General features: G+C 68.9%; 19 protein-coding genes. 17 read left to right on the top strand and 2 right to left on the bottom strand.

Features of this window, described 5'->3' with window-relative positions; translation table 11 throughout:
* Positions 1 to 57: 57 nt before the first annotated feature.
* Positions 58 to 327: a hypothetical protein gene (locus FFS49_RS03140; RefSeq protein WP_039360861.1), complete on the bottom strand. Its 270-nt coding sequence runs from the start codon at positions 325 to 327 to the stop codon at positions 58 to 60.
* Between the two features lie 1067 nt (positions 328 to 1394).
* Here FFS49_RS03140 and FFS49_RS41855 point away from each other — a divergent pair.
* Positions 1395 to 1532 (top strand): hypothetical protein, encoded by a 138-nt coding sequence (locus tag FFS49_RS41855; protein WP_171026714.1) that lies wholly within the window; start codon positions 1395 to 1397, stop codon positions 1530 to 1532.
* Positions 1533 to 1653: 121 nt separating this feature from the next.
* Positions 1654 to 3300, top strand: a complete 1647-nt coding sequence (locus tag FFS49_RS03145; protein WP_071333577.1) for an Nramp family divalent metal transporter — start codon at positions 1654 to 1656, stop codon at positions 3298 to 3300.
* A 126-nt stretch (positions 3301 to 3426) separates the two neighbouring features.
* On the opposite strand, the gene FFS49_RS03150 is transcribed toward FFS49_RS03145, so the two are convergent.
* Positions 3427 to 4332, bottom strand: a complete 906-nt coding sequence (locus FFS49_RS03150; protein ID WP_039361024.1) for a LuxR family transcriptional regulator — start codon at positions 4330 to 4332, stop codon at positions 3427 to 3429.
* Between the two features lie 283 nt (positions 4333 to 4615).
* On the opposite strand from FFS49_RS03150, the gene FFS49_RS03155 reads away from it, so the two are divergent.
* From FFS49_RS03155 to asnB, 15 genes are all read left to right on the top strand, one after another.
* Positions 4616 to 5464, top strand: a complete 849-nt coding sequence (locus FFS49_RS03155) for an autoinducer binding domain-containing protein (RefSeq protein ID WP_039360863.1) — start codon at positions 4616 to 4618, stop codon at positions 5462 to 5464.
* A 234-nt stretch (positions 5465 to 5698) separates the two neighbouring features.
* The gene (gene sctV / locus FFS49_RS03160) at positions 5699 to 7906 is read left to right on the top strand and encodes a type III secretion system export apparatus subunit SctV (protein WP_105818125.1); all 2208 of its coding nucleotides are present in this window, start codon (positions 5699 to 5701) and stop codon (positions 7904 to 7906) included.
* A complete protein-coding gene (gene sctS / locus FFS49_RS03165; protein WP_006480854.1) occupies positions 7903 to 8181 on the top strand; it encodes a type III secretion system export apparatus subunit SctS in 279 nt (92 codons plus the stop codon). The genes sctV and sctS overlap by 4 nt, the downstream gene beginning before the upstream one ends.
* Positions 8181 to 10220 (top strand): type III secretion system outer membrane ring subunit SctC, encoded by a 2040-nt coding sequence (sctC, locus tag FFS49_RS03170; protein ID WP_105818124.1) that lies wholly within the window; start codon positions 8181 to 8183, stop codon positions 10218 to 10220. Before sctS ends, sctC begins: the two co-directional genes overlap by 1 nt.
* On the top strand, positions 10201 to 11550 hold the full coding sequence (sctD, locus tag FFS49_RS03175) for a type III secretion system inner membrane ring subunit SctD (RefSeq protein ID WP_105818123.1): 1350 nt from the start codon (positions 10201 to 10203) through the stop codon (positions 11548 to 11550). The genes sctC and sctD overlap by 20 nt, the downstream gene beginning before the upstream one ends.
* A 141-nt stretch (positions 11551 to 11691) precedes the next feature.
* Complete coding sequence (locus tag FFS49_RS03180) at positions 11692 to 11904, top strand: hypothetical protein (protein ID WP_034180511.1); 213 nt, start codon at positions 11692 to 11694, stop codon at positions 11902 to 11904.
* A 151-nt stretch (positions 11905 to 12055) separates the two neighbouring features.
* On the top strand, positions 12056 to 12532 hold the full coding sequence (locus FFS49_RS03185; RefSeq protein ID WP_105818381.1) for a hypothetical protein: 477 nt from the start codon (positions 12056 to 12058) through the stop codon (positions 12530 to 12532).
* A 52-nt stretch (positions 12533 to 12584) separates the two neighbouring features.
* The gene (sctJ, locus tag FFS49_RS03190; protein WP_071332211.1) at positions 12585 to 13454 is read left to right on the top strand and encodes a type III secretion system inner membrane ring lipoprotein SctJ; all 870 of its coding nucleotides are present in this window, start codon (positions 12585 to 12587) and stop codon (positions 13452 to 13454) included.
* On the top strand, positions 13451 to 14200 hold the full coding sequence (locus FFS49_RS03195; protein WP_071332212.1) for a SctK family type III secretion system sorting platform protein: 750 nt from the start codon (positions 13451 to 13453) through the stop codon (positions 14198 to 14200). The genes sctJ and FFS49_RS03195 overlap by 4 nt, the downstream gene beginning before the upstream one ends.
* The gene (sctL, locus tag FFS49_RS03200; protein WP_105818122.1) at positions 14182 to 14811 is read left to right on the top strand and encodes a type III secretion system stator protein SctL; all 630 of its coding nucleotides are present in this window, start codon (positions 14182 to 14184) and stop codon (positions 14809 to 14811) included. The genes FFS49_RS03195 and sctL overlap by 19 nt, the downstream gene beginning before the upstream one ends.
* Positions 14808 to 16184 (top strand): type III secretion system ATPase SctN, encoded by a 1377-nt coding sequence (sctN, locus tag FFS49_RS03205; RefSeq protein ID WP_105818121.1) that lies wholly within the window; start codon positions 14808 to 14810, stop codon positions 16182 to 16184. The genes sctL and sctN overlap by 4 nt, the downstream gene beginning before the upstream one ends.
* Positions 16177 to 16875: a hypothetical protein gene (locus FFS49_RS03210; RefSeq protein WP_105818120.1), complete on the top strand. Its 699-nt coding sequence runs from the start codon at positions 16177 to 16179 to the stop codon at positions 16873 to 16875. The genes sctN and FFS49_RS03210 overlap by 8 nt, the downstream gene beginning before the upstream one ends.
* Positions 16869 to 17678 (top strand): type III secretion system export apparatus subunit SctT, encoded by an 810-nt coding sequence (sctT, locus tag FFS49_RS03215; RefSeq protein WP_105818119.1) that lies wholly within the window; start codon positions 16869 to 16871, stop codon positions 17676 to 17678. The genes FFS49_RS03210 and sctT overlap by 7 nt, the downstream gene beginning before the upstream one ends.
* Before the next feature lie 16 nt (positions 17679 to 17694).
* Positions 17695 to 18726 (top strand): EscU/YscU/HrcU family type III secretion system export apparatus switch protein, encoded by a 1032-nt coding sequence (locus tag FFS49_RS03220; RefSeq protein WP_071332217.1) that lies wholly within the window; start codon positions 17695 to 17697, stop codon positions 18724 to 18726.
* A gap of 266 nt (positions 18727 to 18992) precedes the next feature.
* Positions 18993 to 20960 (top strand): asparagine synthase (glutamine-hydrolyzing), encoded by a 1968-nt coding sequence (gene asnB / locus FFS49_RS03225; RefSeq protein ID WP_105818118.1) that lies wholly within the window; start codon positions 18993 to 18995, stop codon positions 20958 to 20960.
* Positions 20961 to 20965 lie beyond the last annotated feature (5 nt).

Below are 20965 nucleotides of genomic sequence, written 5' to 3' on the forward strand. Positions count from 1 at the left end.
TGGCGAGACGGTCGCGCGGCGGCACCTGGCGCGTGGCACTGCCGCGCGACGGGGGGCTTACGGCAGCCAGCCGCCGACGCGCCCCACCTGTGCGAAGCCGAGGCGCGGCGCGGCCGAGCACAGCAGCGCGACGAGGGCGACCGCGGCGGCCATCACGGCGACCAGCAGGCAGTCGAGCGGGCGGGGCGCCGCCGGCACGTGGGCGAGCGCCGTGCCGCGCCAGTTGCTGAACGCGTGGGCGAGCGGCGACAGGCCGGAGACGAATGAGCGGTCGCATGCGACATGCACGATGCGCTTGAGTCTGACCGCGAACGATTGAAAAAACATGACGCTGCCTCCGTCGTGTCCGGCTCGGGCCGGACGACGTGGTCGAGCGCGGGCGCATGACGCGGCCTGCGATCGGAGGGTGGAACGTAACGGAGCGTGCAACGGACGAACCGGCGATGACCGGCCCGGGAGGAAGCGCGCTAACCCGACGAATGCGAGTTAGCGGCGAAAGACATGCGTCTGGCTGCTATCTCGCGATGGCTTGGCCGGCCTGGACCGGCATCGAACTGCAACTAGAGCATGTGTCCACGGAGGGACTCCCTTGATGAATTGCGGCGGATTGTATTCGTGTCGTTTGCTGCGGCGCAAGTAAAAAACGCATAAAAATGGCGCACGTTGCGCGGACGCCTCGGCGGCTCGTGACCGAGTGGGTCGGGCAACGAATGCACACGAGGGGAGGCGCCGCCCCGTTGTTCATACGCATCGACCGTTGCCCCACGGCGCGCCCTGAAAGGTTGCGCCGCGTGTTTTCAAGGGCAATTCTTTCAGTGCCGCGACACGCGAAAATTATTTCGAGAAATGGGGTTTCGAGGGGTTGACTTCACTTTCGGGCCGTCCATAGAATCCGCCATCTTCACTCTTGGGGCCGCCGCCTTGGACGCCTGCAGTAGTCGATCTTCGAACGAAATTTCCGCCTGAGCGACCGACGTCCGCGCCTCATCGAAGCCGCCGTTTGTCTCCCAGGCAAACGGTGCGCGCAGCAGTATTCCGCAGTAACTCCCTACGTGCACCCTGATTCGCGCCGGTTAGCGTGATGCGTTTTCGCATGCGCCCGCCGGTTTCACCGCCGCCTGGCAGGCGGCCGCGTTCGCGCACGCTTTTTCCTGCGTCGCGAATCCCGGCCCGCAGGCCTGACGGCGGTCAACCGTGTTCTCCGGAACACCGCACAGGAGCCGCCATGAACGACAGTGACAGTTGTCCCTTATGCCCGTTGCATACACAGACCCTTTTGAACCCGGGTCGCAGGGACAATCCGGCGCATTAGCCTGACACGTCGTTCAGGCCCCGGACTGGCCCCGCACCCAAACGCGGCCGGCACGCCTGCCGTCGCCGCACGGAGCCAGACCATGAACTTCGGCCTTCTGCTGTCGAATCTCCCGCACGTCACGGAATCGCGTAACCACTACGACGCGATGCTGAACCTCGACGCCCGTCCGCGCGTGTTCACCCGCCTGTTGAACCAGCTGAAATCGTTGATCCACTGAAAGACGCGCCGAGCGCGTCTCGGCATGCGCACGTGCAACTGCCTGCGGGCAGGCGCCGCGTGCGCATTCCAAGACCACACGCTCATCGCATCGAATAACCATTAGCCGTACGGAACACATCATGTCCACGCCATCCAACGTTTCTCCACCGATCGCCGTCGAACGCAGCGCCGTGCTCGACGAAGCCCACCTGGGCGATATCCGCGGTGCACTCGGTACGATCGCGCACCACGACACCGGCTCGCGCGGCACGTGGTGGGCGCGCCTGCGTACGCTGCTCGCGATCATCGGGCCCGGCCTCATCGTGATGGTGGGCGACAACGACGCCGGCGCATTCGGCACCTACACGCAAGCCGGCCAGAACTACGGCACGACGCTGCTGTGGACGCTGCTGCTGCTCGTGCCCGTGCTGTACGTGAACCAGGAAATGGTGCTGCGCCTCGGCGCGGTCACGGGTGTCGGCCACGCACGGCTGATCTTCGAGCGCTTCGGCAAGTTCTGGGGGGCGTTCAGCGTGATCGACCTGTTCCTGCTCAATGCGCTCACCATCGTCACCGAGTTCATCGGCATCACGTTCGTGCTGGATTTCTTCGGGCTGCCAAAGGTGGCCGGCGTGTGCGTAGCCGCGGCGTTGACCATGGCCGCGGTGAGTACCGGGGATTTCAGGCGCTTCGAACGGTTTGCGATCGGGCTGTGCGTGCTCAGCCTGCTGCTCGTGCCGGTGCTCGTGTCGATCCATCCGCCCGTCGCGCAGATGTCGCGCGATTTCTTCGTGCCGAACTGGCCCGCGCACGCGAAGCTGTCGGACGTGATGCTGCTCGTGATCGGCATCGTCGGTACGACCGTCGCGCCGTGGCAGCTGTTCTTCCAGCAGAGCTACGTGATCGACAAGCGCATCACGCCGCGCTTCATGAAGTATGAGAAGGCCGACCTGTGGATCGGCATCATGTTCGTGCTGATCGGCGCGGTTGCGATGATCGGGTTCAGCGCCGCGCTGTTCAACGGGCATCCGGAAGCCGGCAACTTCACCGATGCGGGCGGCATCATCGCCGGCCTCGAGAAATATGCGGGCCGCACGAGCGCGACGCTGTTCGCGGTGGCGCTGCTCGACGCGTGCATCATCGGCGCGGCAGCCGTATCGTTGTCGACCGCCTATGCGATCGGCGACGTGTTCAAGATCCGCCACTCGCTGCATCGCGGCGTGTCCGATGCGAAGGGCTTCTATCTCGTGTATTTCGGCATCGTCGCGGCCGCGGCCACGCTCGTGCTGATTCCGGGCAGCCCGCTCGGCCTGCTGACCGAAGCCGTGCAGACGCTCGCGGGCGTGCTGCTGCCGAGCGCGACGGTGTTCCTGCTGGTGCTGTGCAATGATCGTCAGGTGCTCGGCCCGTGGGTCAACTCGACGAAGCTCAACGTGTTCACCGGCGCAGTGATCTGGGTACTCGTACTGCTGTCGATCATCCTCACGGCATCGGTGATGTATCCGGATATCAGCGGCGAAGCGATCGTCGACGTGCTGGTTGGCGGCACCGTGCTCGCGATCACGGGCTACATCGCCACGGTATTGATCCGCCGCAACAAGCGCGTGATCGAGCCGGCCGTCGACCGCTCGCTGCGCGACACGTGGCGCATGCCGCCGCTCGACACGCTCGAGCCGCAGAACATGACGGTGGCGACGCGAATCTGGATGGCCGTGCTGCGCGGCTATCTCGTGATCGCGGTCGGTCTGGTGATCGTCAAGGTCGTGCAGATGACGCTGCTGAAGTAACGCAGGTCGTCTTCCAGGAAGCGGCGCCGGACCCGGCACCGCGCCGCAACCCGTACATGCCGGCCTCCGTGGCCGGCATGTGCGTTTACGCGCCGGCTGCGGCACGCCGCACGCGTTGCGCGGCCGTCAGATCAGCTCGAGCTTCGACGTCAGGTACGTGAGCTGGATCCGGTTCGCGACGCCGAAGCGCTTGCGCAGCTTGCGCAGGTGATAGTCGACGTTGTGTGCGCTCGTGTCGAGGCGCCGGCCGATCTCCTTGTCGGAGGCGCCTTCGGCGATGCCGAGCAGCAGTTCCTGCTCGAACGGCGTGAGCCCGTTCACAGCGCGCTCGCGCGACGTGGAGATCAGTTGCGGCGACGCGAACTTGTGCACCGACAGCCCGATCGACAGTGCCTGCTCGATCGTCGCCGGCGTGATCCATTCGCGCGTGCGGCGCGGCGCGGTGAAGCTCATGAACGCATGCAGCCGCGTGCCGGGCACGGCCATCGAATACATGATGCCGCTGCACATCCCGTCGTCCTGCATCGTCTGCAGGAAGCCGTCGAGCGCGGCCGGCGTCACGCGCGGGCCGTCGTCGCGCTCGCGGTGTTCGCGACGCAACTGCTGCAGGTCCCACACGATCGGCATGTTGCAGACGCGTGCGCCGAGCGTGCGCGGATCGATGTCGTGGTGGTGGTGCCGCACGTAGTCGCCGCGATAGGTGGCCGGTGTGAACGCTTCGTGCAGGTACAGGCTTTCGACCCGCTCGCGCGCGAATTCGAGCGCGAAGTACGCGAACGTCGAGAAGCCCGTCAGATGCAGCAGGCTCGTGACGATCCGGTTGCGCTCGGCCGTGCTCTGCGCGTGCGCGAGCGTATCGGCGACGCCGAGCTTCGGCGCGTGCGGCTGCGCGACGTCGCCGCGTTTCACGTCGTCGCACCAGACGACCTGCACGGCGCGCTCCCGCAGCGCATCCGCGCATGCGTTCAACCCACGCGACGGGCGGGACATGGTGGAGGCGACCGCTTCTTCATGCAATGCAATATCGGACATGAGCCATCCCTCGGAATCGACGCGCATCGCCTGGCGGCGGCCGTATCGTGTACGGCATTCACGGCGGTGCGATCGAGCATCGTTTTGATATGCGCCGATCGTCATCCCTGACGAAACGCGGGGGCATTGTACAAAAATGCTCGTATCTGCGTAATATGCCGTAATACGAATGGCGGCGAAAGATCCATACTCGCACGCATATAACGACGACCAGAAAATCATAAAGAAAAGACCAGATCGTGACGGGGCGCAGTTTCACATATTGGGAAAGGGCGGGCTCCTCATGACACATGCTGACGGCGCACCACGCGTCGAATGGTTCTCACAAGCCGATATAACGGCTGCGGCCGCTTATTCGAGCGAATATCAGGCAATCGAACGCGACTTTTTTACCGGCATCTCAATTGCGCCCGGTAAATCCGACTTCGCACCGGTCGATTTCGCGCAATGCCATGCGCGATTGCGGCAAATCGGATTCAGCACGCTCGGTTACGGTGCGTATGAAATGATCGGGCGGCGCATCCTGTGCGCGCACTTGTTGCGCGATCTCGCTCCCGCGACGTTCATGCAGCCGTTCATCGAAGGCATGCTCTACGAAAGCGACCCGCGGTTCGCGCAGGTGCGGCAGAGCGGCTTTCCGGTCGCGTGGCGGCTCGACGAGATCGAGGCGGCCGCGCAGGGCAGCGGCGACCGCAAGGTGCTGGCGCTTGCCGGCCATCTGCGCGCGCACGCGATGAACAGCGGCGTGATCTTCGGCCTGTCGGCGCCGCGTCTCGACCTGCGTGTCGCGGTGAACGTGACGTCGGAGACGCACGGCACCGACTGGATCGACGATCGGGTGATCGGCGGCGCGCTGTCGGTGAGCCTCGCCGTGCATCGCGTCGCGCTGCCGTTCCTCGAGGCGCGCATCGCGCGCATGCGCGGCTTCGCGCTCGGCGACGAGCAGCAGCAGGTGCTCGACCGGCTCGTGCACGGGCTGTCCGACCAGGAGATCGCGAGCGCGCTGCGCACGTCGCTGCACAAGGTCGGTCACCACATCCGCTCGCTCGAAAAGCTCTTCAACGTGCAGAACCGCGCGCAGCTCGCGTACCTCGCCGCACGGCGCCTGCCGTCCGACCTGACGTCCGCGTGACGCGCGCGCCGGCGGCCCGGCGCGCGATGGAAGCGGTTCCGGCGGCGCGTGCCGACACGCGCCGCCGGGTTTCGTAGTCCGATTCGATCGTCGTCGGAAAACGCGCTTTCACGCTACGAGGCGCCTCCCTTTTTCCGTCGTTCCCCGTCGCTACACTCGTCCCATTCAACGGTCCGTGCGACATGGGGCAGGGTGGCCCGTGCGAGCCGGCAAGAACGACAGGACGACGGCACGATGGCAGAACCGAAGGCGCTCCCCCGCGACTGGCAGCGGTTGTTTTCCGCTGGCCGCGGCGTGTCCGGACGGCGCCTCGGGGGCGCGTCGCCGCGCGCCGACCTGTTCCTCGCGACGTTCATCGTCGCCGTCGTCGCGCTGTTCATCCTGCCGCTGCCGCAGGCCGCGCTCGACGGCATGATCTCGCTGAATCTCGCCGCGAGCGTCGTGTTGCTGACGGTGTCGACCTACGTGCCGTCGGCGGTCAGCTTCTCGTCGTTTCCCGCGCTGCTGCTGTTCACGACGCTGTTCCGGCTCGCGCTGAATATCGCGTCGTGCAAGCTGATCCTGCTGCACGCGAACGCGGGTCACGTGATCGACGCGTTCGGGCGGCTCGTGGTCGGCAACAACGTCGTGGTGGGCGGCGTGGTGTTCCTCGTGATCGCAGTCGTCCAGTTCATCGTGATCGCGAAAGGGTCGGAGCGCGTGGCCGAGGTCGGCGCGCGCTTCTCGCTCGATGCGATGCCGGGCAAGCAGATGAGCATCGACGCGGACCTGCGCGCGGGCATCATCAGCGCCGACGAAGCGCGCGAACGCCGCGAGAAGCTCGAGCAGGAATCGCAGATGCACGGCGCGATGGACGGTGCGATGAAGTTCGTGAAGGGCGACGCGATCGCGGGCCTCGTGATCGCCTTCATCAACATCGTCGCGGGGATCGCGGTCGGCACGCTGATGCACGGTATGGATATCGGCGAGGCGCTGCAACGTTACGCGATCCTGACGGTCGGCGACGGGATGGCGTCGCAGATCCCGTCGCTGCTCGTGTCGATCGCGGCCGGCATCGTCACGACGCGCGTCGCGACGCGCGATGCGCGGCAGCGCCAGCTCGGCGAACAGCTCGGCGAGCAGCTGGGCGCGCATCCGCGCGCGTTGCTGATCGCGGCGTTCGTGCTGAGCGGCTTCCTCGTCGTGCCCGGTTTCCCGAAATGGTCGTTCGCGCTGATCGCGCTCGGCCTCGGCGCGTTCGCGTTCTCGCAGCTCAGGCGCAAGACGGCCGCGCCGAGCTTCAACCTGATCCATGTCGCGGGGCGCGCCGGCGCGGCCGACGACGGCCAGCCCGCGAAGGTGTCGCATGCGGCCGGCGTCACGTCGCTGATCGCGGTGTCGCTGTCCGACGACCTGCGCACGAACCTGAACCTCGCGCACCTGCAGGCTGCTCTGTCGAGCGCGAAGGCGCGCGTGGACGCGGACATCGGCACGGTGTTCCCGCGCATCACGCTGAACGACGACGAAGGCGCGGCGGCCGGCACGTACCGGATCTACCTGCAGGACGTGCTCGCCGCGCAAGGCGCGCTGAAGCCGGGCTGGCTGCTGTGGGACGGCGTCGCGCCGCTGCCCGAGCGCGCGGAGCGCCAGCCGGCCGAAGCGTTCGGCCCGTTCGCGACCGCGCTGTGGATCAAGCCCGACGGCGCTGCGCCCGACGGCAAGTGGCTGTCGAGCGAAAGCGCGCTTGCCGCACACGTCGAGCAGATCGTGCGCCAGCACGCGGACGAATTGCTCGGCATCCAGGAGACGCAGGCGCTCGTGCACCTGGTGCGCCGCGACCATCCGGAGCTCGTCGGCGAACTGACGCGGCTCGTGCCGCTGCAGCGCGTGACCGAGGTGTTGCGCCGGCTGCTGGCGGAACAGGTGCCGATCCGCAATCTGCGCGTGATCTTCGAGAGCCTGATCACCTGGGCGCCGAACGAACCCGACGACGTGATCGCGCTGGTCGAGCTCGTGCGTGTCGACCTGCGCCGGATGATCACCGACCGCCACGCGGGCACGACGCGCCAGCTGCGGGTCGTGCTGTTCGAGCAGAACCTGCAGGAGCGGATCGAGCGTGCGGTGATGCGCACGAAGCAGGGCAATTTCCTCGCGCTGTCGAGCGCGGTCAAGCAGGACATCGGCGAGCAGGTGCGCGCGATCGTGCAGGCCGCGCAGGCGGCCGGCCCCGGCGGCCACGGCACGGCGCAGGGCGTCGCGCGGCTCGCGGTGATGGTCGCGCTCGGCGCGCGCCGCTACGTGAAGACGATCCTGCAGCCGGTGCTGCCCGACCTCGCGGTGCTGTCGTACCAGGAAGTCGAGGAGGACGTGCAGTTGCATACGGTCGGCTGGGTCAAGAACCCGCCGGACGACGGGACGGTCGGCGCGGGCGCCGACGTGCGCGTGCCGGGAGCCGTGCAATGACGAGTTCGACGATCCTCGACCTGACGCGCCAGGCGCTGATGCTCGTGCTGCTGCTGTCGCTGCCGATCGTGCTGATCGCCACCGTGACCGGCCTCGTCGTCGCGATCCTGCAGGCCGTCACGCAGGTGCAGGACGCCAATATCGGCATCGCGGTGCGGCTGATCGCCGTGATGGTCGCCCTCGTGCTGCTGTCGGGCTGGCTCGGCGGCGAAGTGCTGCGCTTCGCGCAGCAGGCGCTGGAACGCATGTTCGTTTCTTCAACAGGAGTCCTTTGATGCGTCGACGCGTCGCCTCGATCCGGTTTCAACCGCGCAGCCTGCAACGGGCCGCGCTTGCCGTGTGCGCGACCGCGCTGCTCGCGGCCTCGCTGTGCATGGCGCCCGCGCAGCCTGCGCGCGCCGCGGACCTGCGCTGGCGCAACAAGCCGTTCACGATCGTCGCGAACGGCAAGAAGATCGGCGACTTCATCCGCGAGCTCGCGTCGTCGCAGGGCGTGACGGCCGTGGTCGACCCGAAGGTCGACGGCGTGATCAGCGGCCGCTTCTCCGGTACGCCGCAGCAGACGCTCGACACGATCTGCTCGACCTACGGCCTGACCTGGTACTACGACGGTTCGTTCCTGTACGTCGATCCGGCCGACCAGTCGCAGACGCAGATGATCCCGATTCCGCCGAATGCGTCCGGTGAAATCGGCCGCGCGCTGCAGGCGATGCAGATCCCCGACAAGCGCTACACGCTGGTGATCAACGACCGCGCGAACAGCGTGTACGTGGCCGGCCCGCGCCGCTATGTCGAACTCGTGCGGCAGGCGGTGGGCTCGGTGGGCGATCCGTCGGCGAACGGCGCGCATGCGGATATCCGCGCGTTCCGGCTCAAGTACGGATGGGCGTCTGATTTCACGATCAACCGCTCGGGCAAGGAAGTGACGGTGCCGGGCGTGGCGACGATCCTGCGGCGGCTGTTCGGCAAGGTGGGCGACACGACCGCGGCGCCGTCGAACCCGTCGCTCGGGCAGGCGGCGCGCCAGGTGAAGCTCGGCTCCGGGCTGACGATCGCGGTACCGCGACTCGACTTCCCCGATATCTCGGGCGGCCCGCGCCAGGGCGGCTATGGCGGCGCGGACGGCAGCACGGGCAGCGGGTTCTCGCCGTTCTCGAACGGCGGCGGCGACACGCTGCCGCAGATCGTCGCCGACCCGGCGATCAACGCGGTGATCGTGCGCGACCTGCCGGAGAACATGTACCGCTACCAGTCGCTGATCAACCAGCTCGACGAGCGGCCGCGCATCGTCGAGATCAACGTGACGATCATCGACATCAACGAGGATTCGCTCGACAGCCTCGGGATCGACTGGCGCCTGCACACGACGCACGGCGACGTGCAGATCGGCAACGGCCAGAACCCGCTGAACGGCAACACGCAGTACAACGGCACCGGCAATCCGCCGCTGACGTTCGGGATCGGCACGTCGGAAACCGGGCAGACGGGCACCTTCATGCCGACCGGCATCGCGCTCACCGCGTCGATCGGCGGGTCGCTGCGCAACTACCTGCTCACGCGCGTGAACGCGCTCGCGCAGAAAGGGCAGGCGCAACTGCGATCGAAGCCGAAGGTGCTCGCGCTCGACAACACCGAGGCGATCCTCGAGAACCTCACGCAGTTCTACGTGCAGGTGCCCGGCTACCAGGATTCGTCGCTGTACAGCGTGACGACCGGCACGAGCATCAAGGTGACGCCGATGATCGTCGACGAGGCGATCCGCAACGCGGCGGCCGTGTCCGGCAACCCGCAGAGCGTGATGATGTCGATCGACATCCAGGACGGCAACATCGTGCCGGGGCAGGCCGTGTCGAACGTGCCGGTGATCCAGCAGCGCAACATCGTCACCAAGACGATGATCGACGAAGGCAAGAGCCTGCTGATCGCGGGTTTCAACGACGACGAGGTCAGGCTGAACAAGAGCGGCGTGCCCTGGCTGTCCGACATTCCGCTGATCGGCAACCTGTTCAAGTACACCGACAAGTCGGGCAACCACATGGAGCGGTTCTACCTGTTGACGCCGCGCGTGGTGACGACCGCGTCGATGTATGCGCCCGACGGCTCGCCGGTGAACCCGGGCGCCGACGGGCCGGCCAACCCGGAAGGGATGTCGATGTACCGCCCGCCGGACAACGACGTCGCGGTGCCGCTGACGCCGAAGCCGCTGCCCGGCACGAAGTTCGGGCCGCCCGCGTTGCCGCCGCCGTCCGATTCGGCGGCGCGGCCGGCGGCGACGACCGCAGGAGCCACCACGCATGTCGACGAGCATCATTGATCCGCACGGCGACGGCGCATTGCCCGGCGGCGCGGGAGGCGCGGGGGCCGGTTCGGCCGCGCCCGCGTCGCCGTGGAACCTGTGCTTCCTGAGCGGGCCGATGTACGGCCGCACGATGTCGCTCGCGCGCGGCGCGAACTGGGTCGGCACCGCGGCCGACTGCGAGGTGATCCTGCCCGATCGCGAGATCGGCGCGAAGCAGGTATGCCTGCAGGTCGGTGCGCTCGCGGTGACGGTGCAGAACCACGGCGGCGACGCCGGCGCGCCGGTGCTGTTCAACGACGAGCCGCTCGGCGCGGGCCGCCGCTCGCTGACGCCGCAGGACGTCGTGACGGTCGGCTCGATCCGGCTCGGCATCGCGCGGCATGCGCAGGCGAGCGTCGCGCTGCCGGATGAAGCCGGCGCGCCGGACACCGCGCGCGAGGCCGCGTGGCTCGGCTGGCTCGCGGGCGGGCTGCGCCGCCTCGGCAGCCGGCGGCTCGTGATCGCGCTGGTCGCGCTGTGGCTCGGCGTGCTGCTCGGCGCGCTCGGCTACGGCTTCGTCACGTGGTCGGGGCGCCTGCCGTGGCAGCACGAATCGGTGCTCGCGCGCACGCACCGGCTGCAGCAACTGCTGCGCGCGTACCCGGAGCTGGCCGTCGCGCCGCGCGACGACGGCGTGATCGTGTCGGGCTACGTGAGCGATCCGGCCGCGCGCGAACGCGTCGCGCAGATCGTCGCGGGCGTCGACAACGCGGCGCTCGGCAATATCTATGTGGTCAGCGACCTGGTCGCGACCGCGCAGACCTATTTCAGCGACACGGCACTGACGGTCGCGTATCTCGGCCGTGGCCGGATCGAGGTGACCGGCACGGCCGCGCGCGCGCAGATCGAGCCGCGCATCCGCAACTACATGAAGGACGCGCGACCGGCGCTCGAAGTGGTCGATCACGTGCGCGATGCCGATCCGGCCGCACCGCGCACGGCGACGACGCTGGGCGGGACGGCCGGGATTCCGGAGATCACGACCGTGTTCGCCGGAGACGGCGACCAGCGCTACATCGAGACGGCCGACGGCAGCCGCTATTTCGAAGGTGCGCGGCTGAAGGAAGGCGCGACGGTCGTGTCGATCGGCCCGGACGAAGTCGTGTTCGAGCGCAACGGCCAGCACATCACGATGCCGCTCGGCGGGCCGCAGGCGAAGGCGCCCGAGCCGGTGCCGGCACCGCCCGTGGCGCCGCTCGCGAGCGGTGCGGCGGCCGGGATCGCGCAGCCGGTGCCGACGCAGTTGACGGATGGTTCGGCGGCCGGTGCCGCGGCGGCACGCGCATCGAAGGGGGCGGCGCACTAGCGCCGCGACAGGTCATGCGCATCGCGCGGCGCGCGGTGCGCACAGTACGCGGGGCGTCGCGAGCGTGCGGCGGCTCACGTCGACGGCGGAGCATGGGGCTCTCGTCGCCAGGTGGATGCAGTTCACGTAAAGGAGCGCAACATGGGTACGCAGGCAGCAGGTGGTGCAACCAACACGAACCAGGTCCAGCAACAGGCGGACGACCTGACCAAGACGCAGCTCGAACTGACGAAGATCAACTTCCAGGTCCAGCAGTCGACCGCGACGTTCGAAACCAGCAACGCCGTGACCGCGCAGGAGGGGACGGCGAACGCCCAGGTCGCGCAACACCTGAGCTCGGCCGGCCGCGCATGACGCCGGCCGCCGGCCGCGCCGCGCGACGTCGCGTGCCGGGCCCGCCCGCGAAGGGCGCCCGGTGGCGGCCATGCGCGTGCCGGCCGGCCCGTTCCGGGCGGGCCCGACCGATCATCCGGTCCGGCGTCCGCTTCTCGAGGAGGGCATGAACATGTCAATGACAGGCGTAGGCGCGGCGCCGCCGGGCGCGGCCGCGCTCGCGGGAGCCGCGCAGCAGACGGGCTCGACGTCCGATCCGGTGCAGGTGCGCCAGTTCGATGCGCTGATGCAGCCGGGCGCATCGCCGGCCGCGCCGCCGTCTTCGTCGGGCGTCGCGATGTCGCGCGCACCGGCGGATGCGGCGCCGGCCGTGCAGATGACACCGGCGCAGGCGAACCAGTCGTCGCTCGTCGAGCGGTTGCGCACCTACGGCAACGATCTCGACGCGCGGTACGCGAACATCGACAAGCATCGCAGCGAGATGCTGACGTCGATGGCCGACAGCCGCAGCGATCCGATGATGACGATGGTGAAGGCGATGGATTTTCAGTGGACGGCGACCACCACGATTTCGGAATACCAGTTGAGCCTGTCGGTCGCGCAGGCGGCGAACGGCTTCACGCACACGGTGCTGAAGACGCAGGAGTGATGGCGTGCGCGCGTGCCGCACAAGGCCGCGCTCACACGGAAGCGGAACAACGATGACGACGATCGATTCGACGCCGCGCGCGCATGCGTGGCGCAGCCGGGCGGCGCGCGCGCTGCTCGCGGGGCTGCTCGTGCTGCTGGCCGGGTGCCAGAAGGAGCTGTACTCGGGCCTGTCGGAGCGCGATGCGAACCAGATGGTCGCGGTGCTCGGCGACGCGGGCATCAGCGCGTCGAAGGACAACGACGCGCGCGACACGTCGGACCGCAACGCGTGGCTCGTCAGCGTCGCGGACGGCGACATGCAGTCGGCGCTCACGGTGCTGCAGGCGAACGGGCTGCCGAAGCCGAGCTACGCGAGCCTCGGCGAGCTGTTCCAGAAGCAGGGCCTCGTGTCGACGCCTGCCGAGGAACGCGTGCGCTACCTGTACGGCGTGTCGCAGGACCTGTCGCGCACGCTGCAGGACATCGAGGGCGTGGTCGTCGCACGCGTGCAGGTCGTGATTCCGGAGAACGATCCGCTCGCGGACAAGATCAAGCCGTCGTCCGCGGCGGTGTATATCCGCTACCGGCCCGGCGTCGACCTGCGCGCGATGGCGCCGATGGTCAAGGATCTGGTCGCGCACAGCATCGAAGGGCTGCAGTACGACAACGTGTCGCTGTTCCTGCAGCCGGCCGCCGCGCGCGCGGCACGGGTGGACGGCATCGGCAGCGCGATGACCGACATCGTGCGGCTGCGCTCGCCGCTCGGCTGGCTCGTGTTCGCGTTGATCCTGCTGACCTGCGCGGTGATCGCGCTGTCGGCGGCGCGGCGCGGGATGTTCGGCGCACGGCTCGCGGGCCTGCTCGGCGCACCGCGCGCGGGGCACGCGGCGACCGGGTCCGGCGGCCTGCGCACGCCGGACGGCGCGCGCGACGGCGCATGAGCGAGCCGCATGCGCTGCCGCCGGGCGACGGGCCTGCCGCATCCGATGCGGCGCCGCTGCCGTGGCTGCAGCCGCTCGGGCCGCCGCCCGCGGCACGCCGCGCCGCGTTTCATGCGCTCGTCTGCGACTTCAACCTGCGGCCCGACCGCTATCTGCACGTGACGCGCGTGCCGGCCGACTGGCCCGCGCGCTACCGTTCGCCGGATGCATTCGGCGCGGCCGGCCGCAAGCTGCTCGCGCGGCACCTGCTCGCGTTGAACGGCGTGGCCGACCGGCACGACTTCGACGTGGCGAACCCGTGCGCGCGGCTCGCGCTGCTGCCGGGCGCGGCGCTCGAGCAACTGGCCGCGTATGCGGGGCTGCTGCTGCATCGCGCGTGGCTGCGCGACGCGCTGGCCGCGCGGCGCATCCGCGCCGAAGTGGCGGCGAAGCTCGGCGCCGACGCACTCGAACTCGCACTCGAACGCGCGCCGGAATTCGGCGCGCTCGCCGATACGCTGGAGCCGTGGCGCGCCGATCCCGCCGCGTTGCCTGCCGTGATTCGCGCGCGCGGCGGGCGGCTGCTGGCGGATTTCATCGGCGTGGCGGGCGACGCGGTCGCGCGGCGCACGCGCCTGAAATTTCACCGCGCGATCGACGACGAAGCGCCGTACTGGCTGAACCGCGCGCAGCGCGACCAGTTCGGTGAGCTGATGTTCCTGTTTCTGATTCCCGAGAGGCTTGCGTCATGGGACTGGCTTTTCTGATCACGAGCGACAACCTGCAACTCCTGTCGGAGCGCAAGGTGCTCAAGGAGCGCGAATACGCCGCGCTGCTCGATGCGTCCGCGGTGATCGCCACCGCGCGCGACGAGGCGGCGCGCATCGTCGCCGACGCGCAGCGCGAATTCGACAAGCGCCAGGCGGCCGGCTACGACGAAGGGATGCGCCGCGCGCAGCGCGAGCAGGCCGCGCAGGCCTATACGCAGGCGCTCGCCGCCGCGCGCACGATGGAGACGATGAAGGATGCGATGGCCGATATCGTCGTGAAGGCCGTGCGCGCGATCGTCGGCGAGATGAGCACGCGGACGCTGTACGAGGCCGCGCTCGCGCGGATCGCGCCGCTCGTGCGCGACGAGGCGTTCCTGATCGTGCGGATCGCGCCCGGCCGCAAGGACGAAATGCGTGATGCGCTCGACGGCGCATTCGCCGGACAGTCGAACCGGCAGAAGATCCGCATCGTCGAGGACGCGCAGCTCGAACGCCACGCGTGCACGGTCGAGACGCCGTCCGGGCGCATCGACGCGAGCCTCGACCTGCAGATCGACGCGTTGCGCCAGGCGATCCGCCGCGATGCGCTTAAAGGGGCCGCGCGATGAGTGCGCCGCTCGACGATCCGCAGCCGTTCGCCGACGACGATGGCGCGCCGTTCGATCGCGGCCGCCTCGTCGGCGAACTCGATGCGGGCCTCGCGTTCTTCTCGCCGGTGTCGGTGCAGGGCCGCGTCAATCACGCGGTCGGGCAGATCCTGAATGCGACCGGCATCCGCGCGCGGCTCGGCGAAATCTGCGAGCTGCGCACGCCGAACCAGCCGACGCTGCTTGCCGAGGTGGTCGGCTTCTCGCGGCAGACGACGCTGCTCACGCCGCTCGGCGACGTGGCGGGCCTGTCGCCCGAGACGACCGTCGTGCCGTCCGGGCGCGAGCATGTGTTTCCGGTGGGAGAGGGGCTGTTCGGCCGCGTGCTCGACGGGCTCGGCCGACCGCTCGACGATCGCGGGCCGGTGACGGGCGCCGCGTGGGTGTCGACGCAGCAGGACCCGCCGAATCCGCTCGCGCGCAAGATGATCGACACGCCGTTTCCGACCGGCGTGCGCGTGATCGACGGCCTGATGACGCTCGGCATCGGGCAGCGCGTCGGCATCTTCGCGCCGTCCGGCGTCGGCAAGAGCACGCTGCTCGGCATGATCGCGCGCGGCGCGCAGGCCGACGTGAACGTGATCGCGCTGGTCGGCGAACGCGGCCGCGAGGTGCGCGAATTCATCGAGCACAGCCTGTCGCCCGAGGTGCGCGCGCGTTCGATCGTCGTCGTATCGACATCCGATCGCCCGGCGATGGAGCGCGTGAAATCCGCGCTGGTCGCCACCGCGATCGCCGAACATTTCCGCGATGCGGGCAAGCGCGTGCTGCTGCTGGTCGATTCGCTCACGCGCTTCGCCCGCGCGCAGCGCGAGGTCGGCCTCGCGAGCGGCGAGCCGCCGACGCGGCGCAGCTTCCCGCCCTCGACGTTCGCGGTGCTGCCGCGCCTGCTCGAGCGTGCGGGGCAGGGTGCGCGCGGATCGATCACCGCGCTCTACACGGTGCTCGTCGAAGGCGACGAGGAATCGGACCCGATCGCCGAGGAAGTACGCTCGATCCTCGACGGCCATATCGTGCTGTCGCGCAAGATCGCGCTCGCGAACCGCTATCCGGCGATCGACGTGCTCGCGAGCCTGTCGCGCGTGATGCCGCTCGTCGCGAGCCGCGCGCACCAGCAGGCGGCCGCGCGCGTGCGCGAGCTGATCGCGAAGTACCAGGAGATCGAGCTGCTCGTGCAGATCGGCGAATATCGCGAAGGCAGCGACCGGCTCGGCGATCTCGCGCTGCGCGCGCGCGACGCGATCGGTGCGTTCTGCGCGCAGGCGTCGGACGAGGACGTGCGCTTCGACACGCTGATCGCGAAGCTGACGAAGCTGGCGAACGATCATGTCTGAAGCCGACGACCGCCTCGTGCTCGCGACGCTCGCGCGCCTGAAGCGCGTGCGCGAGATGCGCAGCCAGATCGCACGCGTCGCGGCCGCGCGCCAGCAGGGCATCGCCGCGCAGAGCCGCCGCGCGCTGGCGGCCGCGCAGGCGCAGCTCGCGCAGCAGGTCGCGGCAAAGGCGGCGATCCAGACGCGCCTCGCTGACGACGTGCGCGAGGCGCGCGCGTTGCAGAACGCAGCAGCCGACACGCGCACCTTCGACCGGCATATCGGCACCGCGAACGCATCGGTGAACGAGGCCGCGCACGTGCATCGCGGCCACGAGGCGACGCTGGCCGACCTGCAGCGCGCCGCGCGCAAGGCGCAGGCCGCCGAGGACAAGCTCGGGAAGGCCGGCGAGAAGGCGCTGCACGCGCGCGCCGCGCGGGTCGAGCGCGATGCCGACGAAGTCGCGGACGGCTATGCGGTGCGGCGCTTCGCGACGGCGGGCGCCTGGGCGGCTGCGGCCGCCGACGTTGCCGGCCACGGACAGGTGCCGCCCGAAGCCGCCGCCGCATTCGATGCGGCGATGACCGCGGCGCCGGTCGATGCGCAGGCCGATGGGCACGCTGATGCGGCCGACCCGGACGAAGCGGCCGCCGCCGATGGCGACGAACCCTACGCCGCCGCATTGCCCGCCGCCGTGGAGCGCCGATGCTAGACCCGGCCTCGGGCTTCAACGACGTCGCGGGCATGCTGCGGCCGCTGCTCTACGTGATGCCGCGCCTGCTGCCGATCATGTTCGTCGTGCCGGTATTCAACGAGCAGATCGTCACGGGGCTCGTGCGCAACGGCGTCGCCGTCGTGATCGCCGCGTTCGTCGCGCCGGCGATCGACGCCGCGCAGGTGGCCGCGCTGCCGTTCCTGATGTGGTGCCTGCTCGTCGCGAAGGAGGCGATGGTCGGCATGTTGCTCGCGGGCGCGTTCAGCGCGGTGCTGTTCGCGATCCAGGGCGTCGGCTACCTGATCGATTTCCAGACCGGCAGCGGCAGCGCCGCGTTCTTCGATCCGATGGGCGGGCATGAGGGCGGCCCGACGTCGGGATTCCTGAATTTCGTCGCGATCGCGCTGTTCGTCACCGCGGGCGGGCTGCAGGTGCTCGTGCAGCTGTTCGCGCAGTCGTATGCGTGGTGGCCGATCGGCTCGCTCGGCCCCGATTTCTCGTCGATGCTGCAGACCTTCGTCGTGCGCCAGACCGACACGATCTTCGAATGGATGGTGAAGCTCGCCGCGCCGGTGACGATCGTGCTGGTGCTCGTCGAGCTCGGCATTGGCCTGGTCGGGCGCGCGGTGCCGCAGCTCAACATCTTCGTGTTCTCGCAGCCGCTGAAGAGCGCGCTCGCGCTGCTGATGATGATGCTGTTCCTGCCGGTGGTGTACGCGTCGCTGCATGCGCTGCTGAGCCCCGACAGCGGGCTGATGGCGTTGCTGCGCGCGCTGTTCGCCGCGCACGGCGGCGCGTGAGCGCGACGGAGCCGCGATGGCCGAAAAGGACCAGAAGCCGACCGCGAAGCGCCTGCGCGAGGCACGCGAGAAAGGCGATGTGCCGAAGAGCGCGGAGACGATTTCGTCCGCGTTCTTCGTCGGCGTGTGCGTCGCGCTCGCGGTGGGCATCGGCGCGCTGTTCGCGCGGCTGCAGGCGCTGTTCCGGCTCGTGTTCGATGCGGTCGGCGCGGCCGACCCGTCCGCGCGGATCGCGGTGCTGATCGACGGCGCCGCGCGCGATTGGGCGACGCTGTCCGCGCAGATCGTCGCGGCCGGGCTGCTCGCGGGCTTGCTGGCGGGCTTCGTGCAGGTTGGCGGCGTGATGGCGTGGAGCCGCCTCGTGCCGCAGCTGTCGAGGCTCAACCCGGCCGAGGGGATGAAGAACCTGTGGTCGCTGCGCAACCTCGTCAATCTCGCGAAGATGCTGCTGAAGACGGCGCTGCTCGTCGCGACGCTCGGCTGGCTGATCGTCGAGTCGCTCGACCCGTCCGTGCAGTCGGGCTTCACGCGGCCGATCTCGATCCTCGCGCTGATCGTGAAGCTGCTGATGCTGCTGTTCGGCTGGGCCGCGCTGATCTACATCGTGATGGCATTGATCGACATCGTGCACCAGCGGCACGAATTCAATCAGAAGATGAAAATGTCGATCGACGAAGTGCGGCGCGAGCACAAGGAAGACGAAGGCGATCCGCACATCGAGGCGAAGCGCCGGCAGCTCGCGCGCGAAGTGCAGTTCGCGTCGCTGTCCGACCGGATCGGCTATGCGTCGGTGGTCGTCTACTCGCCGCGCGTCGCGGTCGCGCTTTATTACGGCGGGATCGGCACGCTGCCGTGGGTGCTCGCGCGCGGCGAGGGCGACGCGGCCGAGCGGATCGTGCGTGCCGCGCGCGACGAACTGCGCCCGACGCTCGCGAACGTCGGCCTCGCACAGGCGCTGTACGAGACGACACCCGAGAACGGCACGATCCAGCCGCAACATTTCCGCGAGGTCGCGCAGTTGCTGAAATGGGCGACCGGTGCGGGATGACGCGTGCGACGGCCGCTGCTTCCGTCTGCCCCTTTTTTTCCCGTTCCGCGCACGTGCGTGGCCATGCGTTCCGATTCGATATGGCCCCGTGAATGGTCATGCATGCGTAGTGCTTGACGTTATTTTTTTCCGGCTGGTGGAGAAGTTCACCAGTGAATTATTGCTGATTTATTTCTTCGTAATATGGCTCGACCGTCACGGCGGGCGGCGGGCCGCGAGGTTGCGCCACGCGTGATGAAAATGGTCAACAGGGGCGGACAAATCAAATGTGCGGAATCGACGGCTTTCTGAATAGCGTCGCCTTCGATGAGGAGACAGCGCGCGGCACGCTCGCGCGGATGACGGCAAGCCTCGCGCATCGCGGGCCGGATGGGCAGGGGATCTGGGTCGACCCGGAGGCCGGCATCGCGCTCGGCCACCGGCGGCTCGCGATCGTCGACCTGTCGGTGCACGGCCGACAGCCGATGGCATCCGCGTGCGGTCGCTACGTCTTGGTCTTCAACGGCGAAATCTACAACCATCGCGAACTGCGCGCGGAACTCGAGCGTGCAGGGCGCGCCCCGGCGTGGCGTGGCCACTCCGACAGCGAGGTGCTGATCGCGGCGATCGTCGCGTGGGGTGTCGAGGCGACGCTGCGGCGCGCGACCGGCATGTTCGCGTTCGCGCTGTGGAACCGCGCGTCGCGGGTGCTGACGCTCGCGCGCGACCGGATCGGCGAGAAGCCGCTCTATTACGGCCGGATCGGCGACGCGCTGGTATTCGCGTCCGAACTCAAGGCGCTGCGCGGCTATCCGGGCTTCGACGGCACGATCGATCGCGACGCGCTGTGCCTGTACCTGCGCCAGTCGAGCGTGCCCGCGCCGTACACGATCTATCGCGGCATCCACAAGCTGCCGCCGGGCACCTTCATCCAGTTCGAGCATGCGCGCGATACGCCGCGCCTGCGTGCGTACTGGACGCTCGAGCAGGCCATCGAGGCGGGCCGCGCGCAGCCGTTCGAGGGCAGCGCCGACGAAGCGGTCGGCCAGCTCGACACGATCCTGCGCCAGGCCGTTGCGCGGCAGATGGAAGCCGACGTGCCGCTCGGCGCCTTCCTGTCTGGCGGCATCGATTCGTCGACGATCGTCGCGCTGATGCAGGCGCAATCGGCGACGCCGGTCGACACGTTTACGATCGGCTTCCATGAAGCCGGCTACGACGAAGCTGGTTACGCGAAGGCGGTCGCCCGCCATCTCGGCACGCGCCATACCGAACTCTACGTGACGGCCGACCATGCGCTCGGCGTCGTGCCGAAGCTGCCGTCGATCTATGACGAGCCGTTCTCCGACGCCTCGCAGATTCCGACCTTCCTCGTGTCGGAGCTGACGCGCCGGCACGTGAAGGTGAGCCTGTCCGGCGACGGCGGCGACGAGCTGTTCGGCGGCTATACGCGCTACTTCCTGACCCCGCGCCTGTGGCGCAAGCTGCATCGCGTGCCGGCGGCGGTGCGCGCGCGGATCGCCGCCGCGCTGCATGCGTTGCGGCCCGATCACGCCGACCAGCTCGCGGCCGTCGCACAGGGGGCGTGGGGCAGCGTGGAGGCGCGCGAATCGGCGACGCGCATCGGCGACCGCCTGCACAAGCTCGGCCACGTGATGACGGCCGAGAGCCGCATCGGGCTGTACCGGCTGCTGATGTCGTCGGTGCATCATCCGGAACGGCTCGCGCTGTCGGGGCACGAGCCGCCGACGCCGCTCGACACGGTCTCCGCGTGGCCCGAGCATCTGAGCTTCGCCGAGCAGGCGATGGCGATCGATACGCTCACCTACCTGCCGACCGACATCCTCGCGAAGGTCGATCGTGCGGCGATGGCCGTCAGCCTCGAAACGCGCATGCCGTTCCTCGATCATCACGTCGTCGAATTCGCGTGGCGCGTGCCGGCGGCGGTGCGCTTGCCGGAAGGGCAGTCGAAGGTGCTGCTGCGCCGGCTGCTCGACCGGTACGTGCCGTCCGCGCTGATCGACCGCCCGAAGCAGGGCTTCTGCGCGCCCGTCGATCACTGGCTGCGCGGCGCGCTGCGCGACTGGGCGGAGGCGCTGCTGCGGCCGTCGCGGCTGCGCGAGGATGGCTTTTTCGACGCGGCGGCGGTCGACCGCCTGTGGCGGCAGCACCAGACCGGCCGGATGAACTGGCAGCACCAGCTGTGGACGGTGCTGATGTTCCAGGCGTGGCTGGAACATCAGCGCGCGGGGTGACGCGG

The sequence above is a fragment of the Burkholderia sp. 4NA327C6 genome (assembly GCF_005502655.1).
GTDB classification, from domain to species: Bacteria; Pseudomonadota; Gammaproteobacteria; order Burkholderiales; family Burkholderiaceae; genus Burkholderia; species Burkholderia contaminans.

Bases quoted from the DNA above. Each gene is read 5' to 3' on its own strand.
- FFS49_RS03140 (WP_039360861.1), bottom strand. From the start codon at position 327: ATGTTTTTTCAATCGTTCGCGGTCAGACTCAAGCGCATCGTGCATGTC.
- FFS49_RS41855 (WP_171026714.1), top strand. From the start codon at position 1,395: ATGAACTTCGGCCTTCTGCTGTCGAATCTCCCGCACGTCACGGAATCG.
- FFS49_RS03145 (WP_071333577.1), top strand. From the start codon at position 1,654: ATGTCCACGCCATCCAACGTTTCTCCACCGATCGCCGTCGAACGCAGC.
- FFS49_RS03150 (WP_039361024.1), bottom strand. From the start codon at position 4,332: ATGTCCGATATTGCATTGCATGAAGAAGCGGTCGCCTCCACCATGTCC.
- FFS49_RS03155 (WP_039360863.1), top strand. From the start codon at position 4,616: ATGACACATGCTGACGGCGCACCACGCGTCGAATGGTTCTCACAAGCC.
- sctV (WP_105818125.1), top strand. From the start codon at position 5,699: ATGGCAGAACCGAAGGCGCTCCCCCGCGACTGGCAGCGGTTGTTTTCC.
- sctS (WP_006480854.1), top strand. From the start codon at position 7,903: ATGACGAGTTCGACGATCCTCGACCTGACGCGCCAGGCGCTGATGCTC.
- sctC (WP_105818124.1), top strand. From the start codon at position 8,181: ATGCGTCGACGCGTCGCCTCGATCCGGTTTCAACCGCGCAGCCTGCAA.
- sctD (WP_105818123.1), top strand. From the start codon at position 10,201: ATGTCGACGAGCATCATTGATCCGCACGGCGACGGCGCATTGCCCGGC.
- FFS49_RS03180 (WP_034180511.1), top strand. From the start codon at position 11,692: ATGGGTACGCAGGCAGCAGGTGGTGCAACCAACACGAACCAGGTCCAG.
- FFS49_RS03185 (WP_105818381.1), top strand. From the start codon at position 12,056: ATGTCAATGACAGGCGTAGGCGCGGCGCCGCCGGGCGCGGCCGCGCTC.
- sctJ (WP_071332211.1), top strand. From the start codon at position 12,585: ATGACGACGATCGATTCGACGCCGCGCGCGCATGCGTGGCGCAGCCGG.
- FFS49_RS03195 (WP_071332212.1), top strand. From the start codon at position 13,451: ATGAGCGAGCCGCATGCGCTGCCGCCGGGCGACGGGCCTGCCGCATCC.
- sctL (WP_105818122.1), top strand. From the start codon at position 14,182: ATGGGACTGGCTTTTCTGATCACGAGCGACAACCTGCAACTCCTGTCG.
- sctN (WP_105818121.1), top strand. From the start codon at position 14,808: ATGAGTGCGCCGCTCGACGATCCGCAGCCGTTCGCCGACGACGATGGC.
- FFS49_RS03210 (WP_105818120.1), top strand. From the start codon at position 16,177: ATGTCTGAAGCCGACGACCGCCTCGTGCTCGCGACGCTCGCGCGCCTG.
- sctT (WP_105818119.1), top strand. From the start codon at position 16,869: ATGCTAGACCCGGCCTCGGGCTTCAACGACGTCGCGGGCATGCTGCGG.
- FFS49_RS03220 (WP_071332217.1), top strand. From the start codon at position 17,695: ATGGCCGAAAAGGACCAGAAGCCGACCGCGAAGCGCCTGCGCGAGGCA.
- asnB (WP_105818118.1), top strand. From the start codon at position 18,993: ATGTGCGGAATCGACGGCTTTCTGAATAGCGTCGCCTTCGATGAGGAG.